This is a genomic window from Sutcliffiella horikoshii (assembly GCF_002157855.1).
Taxonomy (GTDB): Bacteria; Bacillota; Bacilli; order Bacillales; family Bacillaceae_I; genus Sutcliffiella_A; species Sutcliffiella_A horikoshii_C.
In genome coordinates this window covers 1,469,208-1,485,814 of sequence record NZ_CP020880.1, presented here as the reverse complement: position 1 = coordinate 1,485,814, position 16,607 = coordinate 1,469,208, and the positions used below count along the sequence as shown (strand labels likewise).

15 protein-coding genes and 1 pseudogene are annotated in these 16,607 nt (G+C 39.3%); 4 read left to right on the top strand and 12 right to left on the bottom strand.

What is annotated here, in order from left to right:
- Positions 1 to 5: 5 nt before the first annotated feature.
- The 3 genes from B4U37_RS21930 to B4U37_RS22545 are packed head-to-tail and all read right to left on the bottom strand — an operon-like array spanning position 6 to position 512.
- On the bottom strand, positions 6 to 176 hold the full coding sequence (locus B4U37_RS21930) for a hypothetical protein (protein WP_010192338.1): 171 nt from the start codon (positions 174 to 176) through the stop codon (positions 6 to 8).
- A 13-nt stretch (positions 177 to 189) separates the two neighbouring features.
- On the bottom strand, positions 190 to 345 hold the full coding sequence (locus B4U37_RS07745; RefSeq protein ID WP_010192332.1) for a hypothetical protein: 156 nt from the start codon (positions 343 to 345) through the stop codon (positions 190 to 192).
- A 35-nt stretch (positions 346 to 380) separates the two neighbouring features.
- A complete protein-coding gene (locus B4U37_RS22545) occupies positions 381 to 512 on the bottom strand; it encodes a hypothetical protein (RefSeq protein ID WP_281252779.1) in 132 nt (43 codons plus the stop codon).
- 84 nt (positions 513 to 596) lie between these two features.
- Here B4U37_RS22545 and B4U37_RS07740 point away from each other — a divergent pair.
- A pseudogene (locus tag B4U37_RS07740) lies at positions 597 to 943 on the top strand (DUF3905 domain-containing protein).
- A 139-nt stretch (positions 944 to 1,082) separates the two neighbouring features.
- Here B4U37_RS07740 and B4U37_RS07735 read toward each other — a convergent pair.
- From B4U37_RS07735 to B4U37_RS07710, 6 genes are all read right to left on the bottom strand, one after another.
- Entirely contained in the window at positions 1,083 to 1,910 is an 828-nt protein-coding gene (locus B4U37_RS07735; protein WP_088017768.1) for a carbohydrate ABC transporter permease, read from the bottom strand.
- Between the two features lie 12 nt (positions 1,911 to 1,922).
- Positions 1,923 to 2,828 (bottom strand): carbohydrate ABC transporter permease, encoded by a 906-nt coding sequence (locus tag B4U37_RS07730; RefSeq protein WP_088017767.1) that lies wholly within the window; start codon positions 2,826 to 2,828, stop codon positions 1,923 to 1,925.
- A 185-nt stretch (positions 2,829 to 3,013) separates the two neighbouring features.
- Positions 3,014 to 4,258 (bottom strand): ABC transporter substrate-binding protein, encoded by a 1,245-nt coding sequence (locus tag B4U37_RS07725; protein ID WP_088017766.1) that lies wholly within the window; start codon positions 4,256 to 4,258, stop codon positions 3,014 to 3,016.
- 103 nt (positions 4,259 to 4,361) lie between these two features.
- On the bottom strand, positions 4,362 to 6,464 hold the full coding sequence (locus tag B4U37_RS07720) for an amylo-alpha-1,6-glucosidase (RefSeq protein WP_088017765.1): 2,103 nt from the start codon (positions 6,462 to 6,464) through the stop codon (positions 4,362 to 4,364).
- A gap of 122 nt (positions 6,465 to 6,586) precedes the next feature.
- Positions 6,587 to 7,591, bottom strand: coding sequence for a LacI family DNA-binding transcriptional regulator (locus tag B4U37_RS07715; protein WP_088017764.1), 1,005 nt, complete (start codon positions 7,589 to 7,591; stop codon positions 6,587 to 6,589).
- Between the two features lie 158 nt (positions 7,592 to 7,749).
- Entirely contained in the window at positions 7,750 to 9,108 is a 1,359-nt protein-coding gene (locus tag B4U37_RS07710; RefSeq protein WP_088017763.1) for a TrkH family potassium uptake protein, read from the bottom strand.
- Positions 9,109 to 9,257: 149 nt separating this feature from the next.
- On the opposite strand from B4U37_RS07710, the gene B4U37_RS07705 reads away from it, so the two are divergent.
- Positions 9,258 to 9,446, top strand: a complete 189-nt coding sequence (locus B4U37_RS07705) for an alpha/beta-type small acid-soluble spore protein (RefSeq protein ID WP_088017762.1) — start codon at positions 9,258 to 9,260, stop codon at positions 9,444 to 9,446.
- Positions 9,447 to 9,534: 88 nt separating this feature from the next.
- Here B4U37_RS07705 and B4U37_RS07700 read toward each other — a convergent pair whose 3' ends face one another.
- From B4U37_RS07700 to B4U37_RS07685, 3 genes are all read right to left on the bottom strand, one after another.
- Positions 9,535 to 10,710 (bottom strand): anti-sigma factor domain-containing protein, encoded by a 1,176-nt coding sequence (locus B4U37_RS07700; protein ID WP_088017761.1) that lies wholly within the window; start codon positions 10,708 to 10,710, stop codon positions 9,535 to 9,537.
- A complete protein-coding gene (gene sigI / locus B4U37_RS07695) occupies positions 10,679 to 11,461 on the bottom strand; it encodes an RNA polymerase sigma factor SigI (protein WP_088017760.1) in 783 nt (260 codons plus the stop codon). Before sigI ends, B4U37_RS07700 begins: the two co-directional genes overlap by 32 nt.
- A 1,098-nt stretch (positions 11,462 to 12,559) precedes the next feature.
- Positions 12,560 to 13,645, bottom strand: a complete 1,086-nt coding sequence (locus B4U37_RS07685; protein ID WP_088017759.1) for an SDR family oxidoreductase — start codon at positions 13,643 to 13,645, stop codon at positions 12,560 to 12,562.
- A gap of 116 nt (positions 13,646 to 13,761) precedes the next feature.
- Here B4U37_RS07685 and ku point away from each other — a divergent pair, with 116 nt between their 5' ends.
- On the top strand, positions 13,762 to 14,652 hold the full coding sequence (gene ku, locus B4U37_RS07680) for a non-homologous end joining protein Ku (protein ID WP_088017758.1): 891 nt from the start codon (positions 13,762 to 13,764) through the stop codon (positions 14,650 to 14,652).
- Positions 14,653 to 14,716: 64 nt separating this feature from the next.
- Positions 14,717 to 16,567, top strand: a complete 1,851-nt coding sequence (locus B4U37_RS07675; RefSeq protein ID WP_088017757.1) for a DNA ligase D — start codon at positions 14,717 to 14,719, stop codon at positions 16,565 to 16,567.
- Positions 16,568 to 16,607: the final 40 nt, after the last annotated feature.

Sequence of the window (16,607 nt, the reverse complement as noted above, 5' to 3'; positions counted from 1 at the left end):
TTCAGCTAGCAGTTTTTCTTATTATTCTTATTTTTATTAGATTCTATAGCATTTTCAAAGGCTTTGGCTGCATTTGGATCCCCAAATTCAGGACCAAATTCCTCGTTTAAACTGTCTTGAGAAATGGCATGCTCGGAACTATGTGCCTGCTTTTGCTTTTTCTTTTTTGCATCCATCTAAAATGCCTCCTTATTTACCTTGTCTGCCATGTTTAGAATTACGGTTTGCTCCACGTATCATATCTTCTTTTTGATATTCAGCAGAGAATTCCGTATCAGGTAAGCTTTCCTTTGGAGTTTTATTATTGTTTTTTGCTGCATCATGAGCAACTTTTCTCTTTGCCAATGCCATCACCCCCGTGTACTTAGATTGCCCCTTTGTTATTTTTCACATTCTTCATAAGCAATCAAAACTATTTCCTCTCCCATTTCTTCTTGCAATTTTTGTTCATACTCTGAAATGCGATCAAGTTTATCCTGTGAAAGATTGGCAATTTCAAACTTCTTAGTCATTTTTACATCCTCCTATTTTCTTTAGTACATACTTATTTATTTTATTGAAATGCTAAAACTATACATCCCACGGAGGTGATATGAATGTCAGAAAAAGATAAATCCTTGGAGATCCCCTACATGGAAGAAACGATGCCGCATCAGATCAGCTCCCCTTCCTTTAAAGACTCCAATATGAAAATGCAACCGCCATTTGTTAATGAACATGGTGTAGTTATTGGGGACAGTAAATATAATTCAGAAGAATCCCCATTAAATAACTGGAGTGACGACATCGATCCCGCCATCATGGCTGGTGACCAATGGGTCCACCCAACAAATGATATCGGATGGAACTCTTCAGAAAACCGAGAACTTATAGAAAAATCAAAAAGCCCCAAGGCTTCCCCTTTACACACCCTGATAAAGATGTTAGTTATGATAGGGATTAAAGCTCAAAAAAAAGTTACCAAAAGGGGTCAGACCCCCAAAGGAATTTAGGCACTTTTGTCGAAGGCACACAAAAAAGCAGAATGGAAATTTGCTTAATTTCCGTTCTGCTTTTGGTATTGTGTTTTTACGCAGCTGATTTTATTTTCCGCCTGTAAAGGAGATTCCTTTGATAAAGTAGCGGTTAAAGAAGCCGTATAGGAGTAGTACTGGCAGCGTAAATACCATGGAAGCTGCCATGATATAGTTCCAGTAACTGATATATTGTCCCTTGAAAGTATTCAGACCAAGTGGCAACGTGAACATGGAAGGATCTGACAAGATAATCAACGGCCTCATAAAGTCGTTCCAGAATCCCATAAATACGAAAATGGCTTGTGCGGCTAGTGCAGGTTTCGCCAAAGGAATGACTATTTTGAAAAATGTTCCGAATCGGCTCAGTCCATCCATTTCTGCTGCTTCCTCCAGCTCTTTCGGAAAATTGATGAAGAACTGTCTCATCATAAAGATGAAGGTGGCATTAATCATCGCTGGGACAATCATGCCTTGATAAGAGTTCAACCAACCTAACTCACGAAGTATTAAGTAGTTAGGAATCATGGTTACTTGAGCGGGAATCATTAAAACTGCAAGTATAATAATAAACAATGTTTTACGCCCCGGAAAACTTAAACGTGCCAAAGCATATCCAGCCATTGAATTAAATAATAGGTTTAGTGAAGTTCCTGCAACCCCAATAATCAAGCTGTTCAAGAGCCAACGAGGAAATAGCTCCTGTTCCAAGAAAATCTGCTTATAGTTATCAAATGTAAAATTCTTCGGTATGAAGTTGATGGTCCCGCTTACGATCTCTTCTAAAGTCTTAAAGGAAGAAGAGACTGCCCAAATAAAGGGGACAAGTGTGATGACTGCATATAAAATGAGAATCCCATACAACAATGCTTTTCCAACGCTAAGTTTCTTTTTCATATCGCAGCCTCCTTAATATAGAGATTCTTCTTTTGAAAATTTACGTTGCAATAATGTTGCCACTAAAATTACGATGGAAAGCATGACGGCAATGGCTGCAGCATATCCCATTGTACCAAGACTCTTGAACGCATATTGGTAAATCAATAAAACGACAGTCAATGTAGAATTATCCGGTCCACCCGAACCTCCTGAAAATATGAAGGACTGATCAAACAGTTGGAAGGTACCGATCAAACCCATAATGACTACAAAAGAAGTAACTGGACGCAAATTCGGCACAGTGATATAGATGAATTTTTTGAAGGCATTGGCGCCATCAAGCTCTGCAGCTTCGTATAACGAGTCCGGAATATCCTGCAGGGCTGCTAGATAGATGACCATAAAAAACGGTGCTGTTGCCCAAATGTTCATTATCATTATTGCGATTAACGCTACACTTGGATCTCCCATCCAGTTATAAGTTGGAAGGCCTAATATCGATAAAATTTCATTTACCAATCCATTTTGGTTGTACATCCACATGAATATTAATGTCAATACAGCAGAGGATGTTAAGGTCGGTAAGAAATAAACAATTCTAAATATACTTTGTCCCTTCAATCCTGCATTTAACGTAGCGGCTAAAATAAGTGCTAGCAACGTTTGAATCGGAACCACGATAATAACATACTTAAAAGTATTCCAGAGTGCACGTAAAGCCCGACTGTCATCGGAGATGTTCGTAAAGTTGCTCAACCCAACAAACTCATACGTTGCCGTACCTAACAGCTGAACTTTATGAAAAGATAAGAAAAATGCATATAAAATAGGACCAATAATGAATAAAGCCAACACAAAAATTGTTGGAGCCATAAGAGAATAGCCTTGTGATGCTTCTCTTAACGAGCGTTTTGAATAGGTACGTCTTTTCTTCATTAAATTCACTCCTTTTCCCTTCAAAGAGTCCCTCTTTTTCTACATGAACTCTTTCTGAAGAAGAAACATCTTGTCATTCTTCTTCAGAAAGAAGCCAGTAGTGACTTCAGGGTGCCGGTCATCACCACAGTCGCTAAACCAGCACCGACACCTATGAAGTCAAACATACAATAATTTAAAAACAATTATTCGCCAATTTCCCTGTTTGCTTGTTCTTCTGCTTCTTTTAATGCTTCATCAAGCGGACGCTGTCCAAGGAAAGCTGAAACGAATTGGTTATTAAAATTGTTCATGATAGTAGGCAGGTTTACACCATTTGCCCAAACAGTAGCATATGACGCACCAGCAACCAATGCTGCTCGCTTCTCATCCTGATCAAAGCCAAGTTTCTCCGCAACTGACTTTCTAGTTGGCAATGCATACCCTTTAGAAGTCCAGATCTCCATGCCTTCAGGACCTGTTAAATATTCAATCAGCTTCCAGGAGGCTTCCTTTTTCTCGGATGCTGCATTCATTACATAGGAAACCGTATATGCCATGGTCGATTTTTCACCATTTACAGTAGGAATCTCCGCTGTACCATATTCAACATTAGGGAATGTATCCTCAAGGAAAGGAATCGCCCAGTTACCCTCTATTACCATTGCCGCTTTTTCTTGTCCAAACATTTCTCCGCCCCAGTTTGCTCCTACATCTGAAGCTTGTGCAGCAGTTTTATCTGTATTTCGTTGGTCGATGATTGGCTGTAACGCTTCAATGACCTTCTCATCCCCAAAGTTTGCTTTATTGTCCTTCACCACTTCTCCTCCAAGAGACTCAGCGATGTAATACATTCTTGCAAGTTCCGGAGCTACACCAAGTCCGACAACCCCATCCTTTGTCAGCTGCTTGGATACTTCACGAAGCTCATCCCATGTTGTTGGCACTTCTACCCCAGCTTCTTCAAACATTTTCTTATTGTAAAATAAAGCAAGCGTGGAATAATCTTTAGGGAATCCATAAGTTACTCCATCCTTTTGGAAAGCTTCTAGAAGCGGTTGTTCAAAATCGTCAACATTAAACTCATCTGTCACATAATCATCAAGAGGTTCTAGTACTCCAGTTTCAATTAAAGCAGGAGCTTCGAAAGCATCTAAATAGAATACATCGGGTGCTTCTCCGCCAATTAAGCGTGTTTTCATTACATCCATATACTGATCGGAAATCACTTCATGTTTCACTTTAATATTCGGATGCTTTTCTTCAAAAGAATCCAAAGCTTCTTTCAGCAAACGTGTTTCGGAAGGGTTCCCACCCCATCCGGCCAATGTAATTTCTACATTGTCACCCGAACCTTCTGAAGAACCACTGCTTCCTCCACTACAACCAGATAAAATTCCACCTATAAGCATTGTGGTAACACCTGAAGCCAACCATTTTTTTGCTTTCATCTTCATACCCCTCTTCCTGTTTTTGATTGGTTATATAGCTCAGGTTCACAGCAACTGCAGAGATCCAGCCATTTTTTTAAGAGGAATTTTCCCTCTTTAAAACCTAATTCTGAACGATATCAAAACCTGTAGTATTTTCAATAATTGTGAGTTCCAAAATTCCTTCAGCATTTTTTTGAACTGATAGGGATAGAAAACCTTCACCAATTTTAACCTTCTCTACATCCAGTTCATTCATTCCGTTTGGAAGTAATGGAGATAATACAATTTTCTTTTCCAAAGCATCAGGAAAAAGACCTAGAATTGTTTGTATAAAAACAAGTGGTGTTCCCGCAGCCCAAGCCTGTGGAGAACAAGCAACTGGATATTTGACTGCTTTTCCAACAGATTTATCATATCCACAGAACAATTCCGGAAGGCGATCATATTCGAAATGGGCTGCGGCCTCGATAAGTCCTTCCATCACAACGTTGGCAGCTCCCTGCTTCTGAATTTTCGACATTCCCAGTAACACCATGCTATTATCATGTGGCCATATACTGCCGTCATGGTAACTCATCGGGTTATACCCCGCTTCCCCGGTTCCCATAGTGCGAATCCCGAAACCTGAGAACATTTTGGGAGAAACGAGCGTCTCAATGACAGCATTAGCCTTATCCTCTTCAAGCATTTCAGAGAATAAAATATGGCCAGGGTTTGAAGTAATTGTTCCTACTTGTTGTTTATTCTTATCTAAAGCAATTGCATAGAAATTGACATCATCCATCCAAAATTCTTCATCAAATTTGATTTTCAGCTTCGTGCTTTCCTCTCTTAATACTGCTGCCCTTTCGGGATCTCCAAGTTTGTCATAAATGGAAGCTACACCCATTTTCGCTTGATAGACATATCCTTGTACTTCTGAAAGTGCAATAGGTGTTGTAGCGTAATCACCGTTTCGGTGGACGATGGAATCTCCTGAATCCTTCCACCCTTGGTTGGCAATTCCTTTGCTTGCCTCCTGATGATATTCGACAAACATATCACCGTCGCGGTCACCATACTGGTCAATCCATGTCAACGCAGCTTCGATGTTTACTTTTAGGTCCTCAACAACTTTAAGGTCCCCAGTCCATTTAACATACTCTGTCAGAAGTATTAGGAATAATGGTGTTGCGTCAATGGTCCCGTAATAAGGAGTAAATGGAATCTGCTCAGTAGTTGCAAGCTCTCCATAGCGGATCTCATGCATGATTTTTCCTGGTTGTTCATCCCGCCACGGATCTACTTTTGTACCTTGTTTACTTGCCATCGTGTAGAGTGTACCTTTTGCAACTTCCGGTTGGAACGCTAGCATCTGGAGAGCAGCGATTAGACTGTCCCTTCCAAAAGGAACCCCAAACCACGGTAGGCCAGCTACAGGAAACTTGCCATATCCAAGGTCTGTCAATAATACTCTCAAATCTCCGAGTCCACGATCTATAAGGCGCTGTAATGGAAGCCAATCCGTTTTAACCTTTGTGATACTGTTATTCCAGCTATTATAGGACTCTTTCAATTTCTCTAAAGCATCCGAAGCTGAAAGAATATTAACTGATTTTTCATTTCCATGTTGCGGTTGTATCTTGAAAGTAATAGTCTGTTCTTCTTCATGATCTAAATTGAACTGAAAGAAAACTTCTCCTTTTTCTCCATCAATGTAATACGCATCCTTGTCCCATTCAACATATGTCCGTCTTGCAAGATTGTCTGCACCTTCATAGTGGAAGGTAAACGACTCCCCATCCACTGTTTGTCCAGTTCTTTTTCCTATTTCACCATTCTGAAAGCCACGAACGATAAACATATCAGCAAAATCCACGTCCATATGAACGCTCAAATCAAAGTTTACACTCTTAGGGTAATAGTTTTTCACTGTCAGCGACTCATAGAATACATCGTTATAGATAAAACGTGTGCGCTTAATCTCGACAGACTCTCTCCATAAAATAAGTTCGCCGTTCCTCTCCATATGAGGATTTGTCATAAGAATCGTCGCCATATAGTTTTCTGCAGCATCTGAATGTAGCAGAATTGGTTCTTCGCCATTTATTTTCACGTCAAGTTTGCTCAAAAAACGGGTATCCTTTGTGTACAATCCCAATCCGTATGGATGCTGTTCGGGAATATTTCCGTTGGTGTCTGTAAGTATAAATAAGTCATTTTCTTTAATCACTCTATAATCCATTGTCTTACCTCCTAGGTGCTCATGTATATCCGAAACGTTTTGGATATTGGATAAAAATAAAACGTTCATACTTTTCCAAAACGTTTCGGATTTTCTGCTTGTAAAAAAGCACTCTCCGTGCCTTATTTTGTAGATTCTCTAATAATGAGTTCGGTATCAATGATCCTTGCATGAGACTGTTCTCTTCCCTCCAGCATATCTATAAGTAGAACTGCCGCCTCAAATCCTAATTTAAACTTATCTTGACGTATAGTTGATAAGCTTGGGTTGGCATAAGAAGCCAGCATAATATCGTCATAGCCGATTACCGCTATATCGTCCGGCACTTTCTTACCGATTTTGTTTACTGCCTTCAGTACACCTAGCCCCATCAAATCACTGGCGCAAAAAACTGCTGTAATCTCAGGGTGTTCTGTCAAAAGTTCCATTGCAACTTCTTCTGCCACTTTCTCTTTAAAATCACCATTTTTGATCCATTCTGATCTATATGGCACTTTTTCATTATTCAGCACTTCCATATACCCTTGCAATCGTCGAATACTTACATCCGCCTTTTCATGTCCGTTTATCATCGCGATATTCTTATGGCCACGCTCAATCAAATGGGCCACCGCTTTTTTTGCACCTTCTACATTGTCAGTCGTAACATAGCCTACAGTTTCTGATTCCTGTGGGATATCCACCAGTACACAAGGTATGTCACTTTCGACCACCTCTTGCAAATAAGGGTCATCTGTTTTAATCCCCTGTAATATCACGCCATCTACTCTTCGCTCCCTACAAAGCTGCGTATATGTCTTCTGGCTTTGTTTTGATGATGTAGTACTAAAAAGCACAAGGTCATAATCAGAGTTTGCAGAAGCTTCGTTAATTCCACAAAGAACCTCAAATGTAAAATTATCCTTGACCCCTTCTCTGTTCATATCAGAAACAAGGAGCCCAATTGTTTTTGACTTCTTCATTACAAGACTTCTGGCTACCGTATTCGGACTGTAGTTTAATTCCTTGGCCACTTCCTCAATTCTTTGTCGTGTCTTTTTATTCACATCACTATAACCATTTAAAGCTCTTGAAACCGTTGTGACAGAAACACCAGCCACTCTTGCTATATCTTTTATAGTCGTCATGGTTTTCCTCCCAAAACGTTTCGGATAATTTGTTACTAGAACAATAACATGTTTCTGAAAGCGATTGCAATAGTTTTTAAAAAATTTTTTCGATATCCATAATTTTTAGTAATAAAAAAAAGACCACTTTGTGGCCTCTTCAACAATTAACATATCCATCAACCAATAATGACTCGTTCCACCGGATAACGGTAGTTCGGTGGTTTTTGTTTACTTTCAAGGATGAATAAGAATGTTAACAGTCCCACTCGCCCTATAAACATCAAACAAATAATAATGAACTTCCCTATTGAAGATAAATCAGGTGTAATTCCTGTAGAGAGTCCTGTTGTCCCGAAAGCAGAACAGACTTCAAAAAGGATTTGAATCAATGCAAATTCTTCTGTGACACTCAAGACAATAACTGCAGAAGAACAAATGAGTATAGCAAGAAGTAGAACAACCAGCGACTTAATAATATCTTCCTCGTGTATTTCTCTTCCAAAAATTTTAATGTTTTTATGCCCTCGTGCAAAATGAAATAAGAACAAAATATTCAAGGCGAATGTCGTCGTTCTAATACCACCGCCAACAGAACTTGGGGAAGCACCGATGAACATGAGACCACACATTACTAGAAGTGTAGAGATGCCAAATTCACTTACATCCATTGTAGCGAGCCCGCCACTTCTTGTCGTAACGGACTGGAATAACGCGTAAAACAAAGATTCGTGCCAATTCATCCCCTTAAAGTAAGCGTTAGATTCCAATATAATGATTGCCAGTGCACCAAACGTGATCAAACACGCAAACGTGATGCTTGTAATTTTAGTAAATAAAGAAAAGCGAAATCTTCCATTTTTATTGACGATAAATTCTTTCACTTCCACTAAAACAGGAAACCCGATAGCACCCGCAGTAATTAATATCATTACAATGAACTGCACAAAATAATCATTTGCAAAAGGAATCAGTGATTGTCCTGTAATGTCAAAACCACCATTGGTAGTGGCACTGACAGAAGCAAAGAATCCATGAAAATAAGCTTCCTGCCAAGTATCATAATAGGACAAGAAATAAGTTCCTAAAATGATTGAACCAAGCAACTCGATAGAGAGAATTAAAACTAGAATCTGCTTTATCAGCTTTACGATACCCGATAGGTTGGACTGATTTTGATCAATCATCATCAACCTTCTCTCTTTGAGCCCTATTTTACGCCCTAAAAGCAGCCAAATAAATGTTCCTACCGCCATGACACCTACCCCGCCAAATTGCAGGACAAATGCCAAGATAAAGATCCCAGGCACCGTAAAAGTCTCCACAGTATTTAGTACAGTCAAACCAGTAACACTTACGGCGCTGACTGCCGTAAATAGAGCATTGATGAAGCTCCAATCAACTCCCTCATATCTTGCTACAGGAAGACTAAGTAGGCTTACTGCAATAAGTACAGCAATAAAATAAAAGCTGACGATAAGTTGTGCTGGAGATAGACTATGTATTTTCTTGGTAATAGAATTTTTAAACTTTATCATAATTGCCCTTTCACTCTTTCACTTTTCAAAGGAATATCACTTATATTACAGTATTTGTCTAAGACTTACCAGTATTGATTAGAAAGAATATCTCATACTAACTTTACAGCTTTCAATTAGAAGGCTGAACACAAAAAGGAGTGATAAGAATGGCACGTAGCAATAAATTACTCGTACCTGGAATTGAGCAGGCTCTTGACCAAATCAAATACGAAATTGCACAAGAATTTGGTGTGTCCCTTGGTTCTGACACTGCTGCACGCTCCAATGGTTCTGTTGGTGGAGAAATCACTAAACGCCTAGTAGCACAAGCACAATCTCAGATGAATGGTAAATAATTTAATAGGAATGGATAGAACCCAGAGTAAGATACTCTGGGTTCCTCTTATGTAGGATCTAGATGTATGTTATTTATGGCAATAAAAGTTATCTGTTGTTCCCTTTTTTATCATCATGATTATTTTTCCCTTTTGTAGAATCATGGTGATCATGTTTACCTTTTGGTTTGGCATGAGAAGGAGGTCCCTTCTTTTCATTGTCAGCTTTATTATATCCGTTGTTTTTCCCCTTGTTTCCCCTGTTGTCTTGTTTCCAATCCGCCCGGTTTTCTTCTCTTTGCTGTTTCTTATCTTTCCGATTTTCTTCTTTTTGCTGTTTCTTATCTTCCCGCTTTTCTTCTCTCTCTTTTTTCCATTCTTTCTTTTCTGGCTTCCAATGCTCTTGGCGTTCTTTTTTATCTATTTTTTGCTGTTCCTGCCAATCCTTACGCTCATTTTTTTCAGCTTCTTTCTCGCTCTTCTTTATTTCTACAAAGCTTGGCGGACCACTTTTCTCTTCTTTTGCATTGGTGTGCTTTATTTCAAGTGGTTTTTGGTTCAAAGGCATAGTGGGTGCCGGTTCTGACTTGGAGGTATCTTCACTTTCAACCAATTCCGTTTCTTGTTCTTTCTGAATGTATTTCCCAGGGGAAATTCCTTCTTTTAAAGCATCCGAACGCTCTTCAATGGTTGTTTCCAATGTGGTGATACTGACCTTATCCTGTTGGACTTTTTCTGAGATGGTTGTAATTTTATTCTGCATCAACGTTTTCCATCCAGAATTTGTTTCGTTAGCTAATACCGAAGCTATCAGCACTTCACTGTTTTCGTTAAGAAACCCCTTTTGACGGAAAATATCAAATATTTTGGACGACACGCTTGTGATATCCTCATTCTCCCAATTTTTTAATTGCTTGAGGATATCCTCGCCTTCTTTATTGTAAGCATCCAAGGAGATAACCTTCATATCTTTGTTTATGCCCAGTTCAATACTTGGATTAACGTCAACGGAGACGTACGCATACACTTGGTTACTTGAATATCTAGGATACAGAGTCAAAGCCAAAATTATTGCAGTCATTACACTGATTATGGCCCACTTTCCGCGAAAAGCCGAAGCCCATTTCCCTTTTTTTGCGGTCTCTGCCCTATGCAAAGGAAAAAAAACGATTTCCTCCCCTAAAGCTACTTGCCCCTTTTGTTTTCTCGATTTCAAAAACTCACCCTCAGGGGTCAGAATGGTGACATGTTCATCATGAACTTCGAGCACAATCCCTTTTTTCACTCGTAATCGCCCCTTTTAAATAATCTTTCAAATATATATAATCCCCCGATAATATAATGGAAACGGCAATAATGTATTTCCGGTTGCGTTCTATTGTTTTTCTACTCACTTCCACCAAGCCTTCTAACTGCTTCATTGGCAGCATTTTCTTTTCAAAGAGATGTCTCTTCAGGTCTTGGTTTTGTACGAGAGTATGTGCAACCTCTATAGCGTTCTGTCTTGCATCCGAATGCTTAGGTGAGCATTCCAAAAGATCTGCAAAGCTAAGGCCAAACTCATTTAATACCGTTTGATAGTACTTGATCTCTTCTCTTCGGTGCTCTTGATCGATCTGTTTATTGAATTCTTCCACAGATAATGTTGCTTCTATTTTGTTAGAAGCATAATCGTCTTGGTCCACTTCTTGTTCAGACATCGTAACTGTAGAGTTTTTGCTCTCTTTTCTTATATAGTCAATAACCCTGCGCTTAATAATTAGGTCTGCAAAGGAAATCAAGGAGCTGCCTTTGTCTTTGGAATATTTTTCTATCGCTTCATTAAAGGCAATCAACCCGATACTGAATTCGTCATCCGTTTCACTTATATACCTTTTACACACGGATGACACTGCTTTCGCGATAAAAGGTTTATATTTATTAATCAGATTGTTTTGTAGTTGAATATTGCCAGCTTGGATTTCCAGCACTTCATCTTCAAGAGTCTTTGTGCGTCGTTTGCCAAATTTAAAAAGTAGGCTCAGCACCGGCTTCACCTCTCCTCCTGCTTATCTTTTATCAAATTATATAAATAAATGAGTTCATAAGCATGTATTAAGAAGGAGGCTTTTTCATCTATAGAAAAAGTCACCTGTCTATATATAAAGGTGTACTTTTATCTATAAAATGTCAATGTAAAAACCTGTTAAGACTGTTCTGATTGTAATAATAAGTTAATATAAGTAACATTATTCCATTGCTCGAAAATTCAGAGGTTTTTTCTTTCAAAAAAAAGCTGTGTTAAATGGCTATTTTGTCGTTTTTATAGCTTTATTTCATATCCTCCTTTATTGCCTTGGCCAATAATCATCGACTAGTCACTTAAATGTTACGTGAATGTTTCAATCTTTTCGGGGGAGAGACAAAAAATAATTTTAGAATACTTCGAAATACCTACAATTTATTCTCGATTAGTTCTTTCGTTTCGGTATGATTACATATAAAAAGAACCAGGCAAAACCGCTTGGTCCTTTTTGAATTTGGTTAAACGTCGCTGTTCCTTTCCGCAAATGGCTTCGCTTTCCGCGGGACGGTGCTTGAGCATCCTCGGCAAGCCTTTGGCCACTGAAAAAGTCTTTGATGTTAGATTATTTTAAGACACCGCTGTTAATTTCCGCAAACGGCTTCGCTTTCCACGGGGCGACCTTGAGCCTCCTCAGGCTACGCCCTGCGGGGTCTCAACATTGTCGCTACTCCCCCGTAGGAGTCTTCGCCTATTGCTCCAATCAACAGCTATAAATTATTCAAAAGATTGGTTACTAGGTTTTTCAGTGGCCACGCAAGCCTGCGGGGTCTCAAGCTACCGTTACTCCCCCGCTGGAGTCTCCGCCTTTTGCTCCAATCCACAGCTGGAAGTTAGGTAGAAGATACGTTAATACTTACTCAGTTAACTCGGTTAGATCCCTTTTTTATAAATCCTCTGTGAATGAAGCCACCTTGTTGATTGGAGTGGAAGGCGCGCAGACGCCCGCGGGTGGAAGGGACAGGCGAGACCCCTGTAGCGTTGTGAGGAGGCTCACGGACCGCCCGCAGGCAAGCAAAGCGCCTGGAACGGAAATCAACTGCATTTTATACTCTCTTTCAATTACGGTGGTTTACGATATATGGATGTGCTTCATCTGATCGTATTTATGATCGTTATAGTACTTTACCATCATATCGGCTGTTGTATGAAATGAGGGGCAGTTTATATCCGCGTCATCAAGGATTCTTCTTGCTTCACTGCAATCAAAACTGCCTTTCCATGTGAAATAATCCAATGCCTCACGCTCTACTTTCAGCCACTTTCTAGCTGTTGGTACACGAAGAAATGTTTTTGCCAATGAAAGAGGAATAGATCCAGTTGGTGCCTTTTTAAGGAACTTTTCCATTAGAACTGTATATGCTTCCCTTACCTTAATAGGCTCAGGGTTGGTTAAGTGCAGTGTCTTTCCTAGCGCTCGATCTGAATGGGTCAGATAGCATGTGCTTTTTACAATATAATCGATCGGAACAACATTAAATTCTGCTTCACCTTTACCCAAATGTGGGATTAGTGGCAAAAAACGAAGAGAATGGAGAAAGTTCAACATTAGATAAGGACCATCAAATTTGGTTGTTTCCCCTGTTTGACTATGACCCTTTACAATTCCAGGACGAATAATGGTGATTGGTAAAAGTTCTTTTTCCTTATCCACTATTATTTCCGCCAAATATTTAGTTTCCTCATAATGATTTTTAAAGGAAGCCTCATGTATCAATTCCGTTTCCAGTAGCTTTCCTTCCCTCTTTCCAGCCACATACGCGGTACTGAAATAGATAAACCGCTTGAGATTCGGCAGCATCTTTAACCACTCCACCACTTGCTTTGTTCCGTTGACATTTACTTGATAGGCAATTTCCTTTTTTACTGCTAAATCATAAATCGCTGCAAGATGATAGACATAGTTCGTTTCTTTTTCTACACGCTCTTGGTCTTCCCTACTCATGTTTAAATTGGGTTGAGTGATATCCCCTTCAATAAGATGAAACGATGTTTGTGGGAATTGTTGTTGATAAGTTTGGATGATGGGCGCGGAAACACTTTTTTGAGTTGGAAGTACTAATAAAAATACATTTTTTACGTTTTTTGTTAACAACAATTCACGCACAAGCTCTTGGCAAATGAACCCTGGAAATCCAGTAAAGAAATATCCATTCATAGTTAAACACCCCTTCCAATATTTATCATACTTATCCTTTACAATAAGGATAAACTACATCTGAGCACCTGAAAAGTGCTTTTGTCAAAATATTAAGATAACTTAGGTGATATAGCATGCACACAATGTGGAAAGGTTCCATCAGCTTCGGGTTGGTCAATATCCCGATAAAAATGTATTCTGCAACAGAAGACAAAGACATTAAGCTAAGAACATTGCATAAGGAATGCCACAGCCCCATTAAATACGAGAAAGTCTGTCCAAACTGTGAAAAAGAAGTGGAACAAGAAGACTTAGTAAAAGGCTATGAGTATGTGAAAGGTAAATATGTCATTTTATCTGATGAAGAACTGAAACAGTTGAAAGAAGAACATGAAGACAAAAGTGTAAAAATCATTGATTTTGTAAAGCTCGAAGATATCGACCCCATCTACTTTAACCGCTCCTACTTTTTAGGACCTGGGGAGAATGGGAGTAAGGCCTATTCTTTGTTACGCGAGGCATTAGAGGATTCCAAAAAGATCGGTGTGGCTGAAATCACAATTCGTTCCAAACAGCAACTTGCCATCGTCCGTGTTTATAAGGATTGCCTTGTGATGGAAACGGTGCATTATCCCGACGAAGTCCGGAATGTTGGCGATGTACCAAGCGTACCAGAAAGAAAAAAAGTGGATAAAAAAGAGCTGGATACAGCCATTACCTTAATTGATCAATTGACTACAGAATTTGATCCTGAAAAATACCATGATGATTACAGGGAAGCCGTTCTAAGACTGGTCCAAGAAAAAATTAATAAAGAGGAAGGAACCACCACTCCAACTGATTCAGATAAATCGAATGTTGTGGATTTAATGAGCGCATTACAAGCAAGTATTGAGCGAACAAAAGATCAGGGTGGGAAAACCGTTAAGAAAAATACAGAGACAAAGGCAGACGCTACTGAAAAGAATACATCCAGTACCAAGCCAAAAAAGCGGACAACAAGAAAAAAGAAAGCATCTAGCTGATTGGTTAGATGTTTTCTTTTGACTAAGACTTGACTAAGACTTATTAGGAAAGGAGTTAATATGGATGATTAAACCGATGCTTCCCACCCTCCACCGAAATCCACCGCAGGGGAATGATTGGGTATATGAAGTCAAATATGATGGATTTCGATGCATTGCATCCTTGGACATCAACCACATTACTCTCCAAAGCAGAGGCGGAACGGAACTTTCCTCCACATTCCCTGAAACTGTCCGTTTCTTAAGTGAATTAACCCTTAACGATGCTTGGAAACAAATGCTTCCGATAACATTAGACTGTGAACTTGTTGTTTTATCTTCCCCGCTAAAAGGAAATTTTCAATTAATACAAAAACGGGGAAGAACGAAAACGAAGGAAAAAATCAACGCGCTTTCTAAAGAGCACCCTGCTACACTTTTAGCCTTTGATTTGCTGGAAGTAAGAGGAGAAGCATTAATATCAGCAAAATTTTCCGATCGAAAAAAGAGACTCTTACAGCTTTTTGAACATATTGGTTTACCACTTTCTCCTGTTGAAAAAAGCAGTTCAAGACTTCAGTATGTTCCTTTTTCCACCGACTCTGATGAACTATGGAAACAAATCAAACTGCAAAATGGCGAAGGGTTAATTGCTAAAAAGATCAAAAGTACATATAGCAAAGGCAAGCGCTCAACAGACTGGATTAAAGTAAAAAACTATAAAACGGTAACATGTTTCATCACTGCTTACCAAAAGGATAATGGTTATTTCCATATTGGTGTATTCAAAGGGGAATCAGTGGTGGACATTGGACTATTTTCACATGGTCTTACATCTGAAGAGAGAGCTGCATTGATTGCAGTCATCAAGCAAAACAGTGACAATGAGGACGAAAAATTTGTTTTTGTAAACCCAGGGATCTGCGTAGAGATATTTTATCTTGAAGTATATCAGAGTCAGCTTAGACATCCTGAGTTTAAGCGATTCCGCTTTGATATAGATGTAAAAGAGTGTACCGCGCGGAACTTAACAAAGCCACCTCTCCCTGCTTCTGTTGCCATCACCAACCCAGACAAACCGCTTTGGGAAGAACCATTGGTGACAAAACAGGCTTTTATCGATTTTCTGTCTCATTGCTCTCCTTACATGCTTCCGTTTTTAAAAGACCGAGCCATCACCGTCATTCGTTTTCCCCATGGTATGGCTGGAGAAAGTTTTTATCAGAAGAATTGTCCTGATTATGCCCCTTCCTTTGTGGAGAAACATGTTGATCAAGATATTAACTCTATTTTATGCAACAATATGGAAACCTTAATTTGGCTCGGTAATCAGCTTGCATTAGAATTTCATATACCTTTTCAAACTATTTATTCAACTGACCCAAGTGAAATTGTCTTTGATCTGGACCCTCCATCAAAAGAGCACTTTTCCATCGCTATAACAGGTGCATTGATGATGAAGGAAATTTTTGATCAGCTTGGCCTTCACTCTTTTATTAAAACGTCGGGAAGAAAAGGGCTTCAAGTGTATATCCCCCTACCGGAAGGACAATTCACCTATCGAGAAACAAGGGAGTTCACTGGGTTCATTGCGCATTATTTAGTTTCAAAAGAACCTGCTCTCTTTACAGTGGAACGTTTAAAAAAACATAGAGGAAATAGAGTGTATGTGGATTATGTGCAGCACGCCGAAGGCAAAACAATTATCGCTCCTTATTCATTAAGAGGAAATGATGTGCCAACAGTCGCCACACCTTTATTTTGGAAGGAAGTGAAAGAAGATTTATGGCCAGAAGAATTTACACTTTTCTCTGTACAGGAGAGGTTAAAAAGGCTTGGTGATCCTTTTTCTGAATACACAACAAGTAAAACAACCCAACCATTTGAAAACGTGCTCTCTTCTTTAAAAGGGTTGCACAAAGCTCATGAACACTGACAAAGTAAACAAGATGTATAACAGCAGGAAATAATGGCAA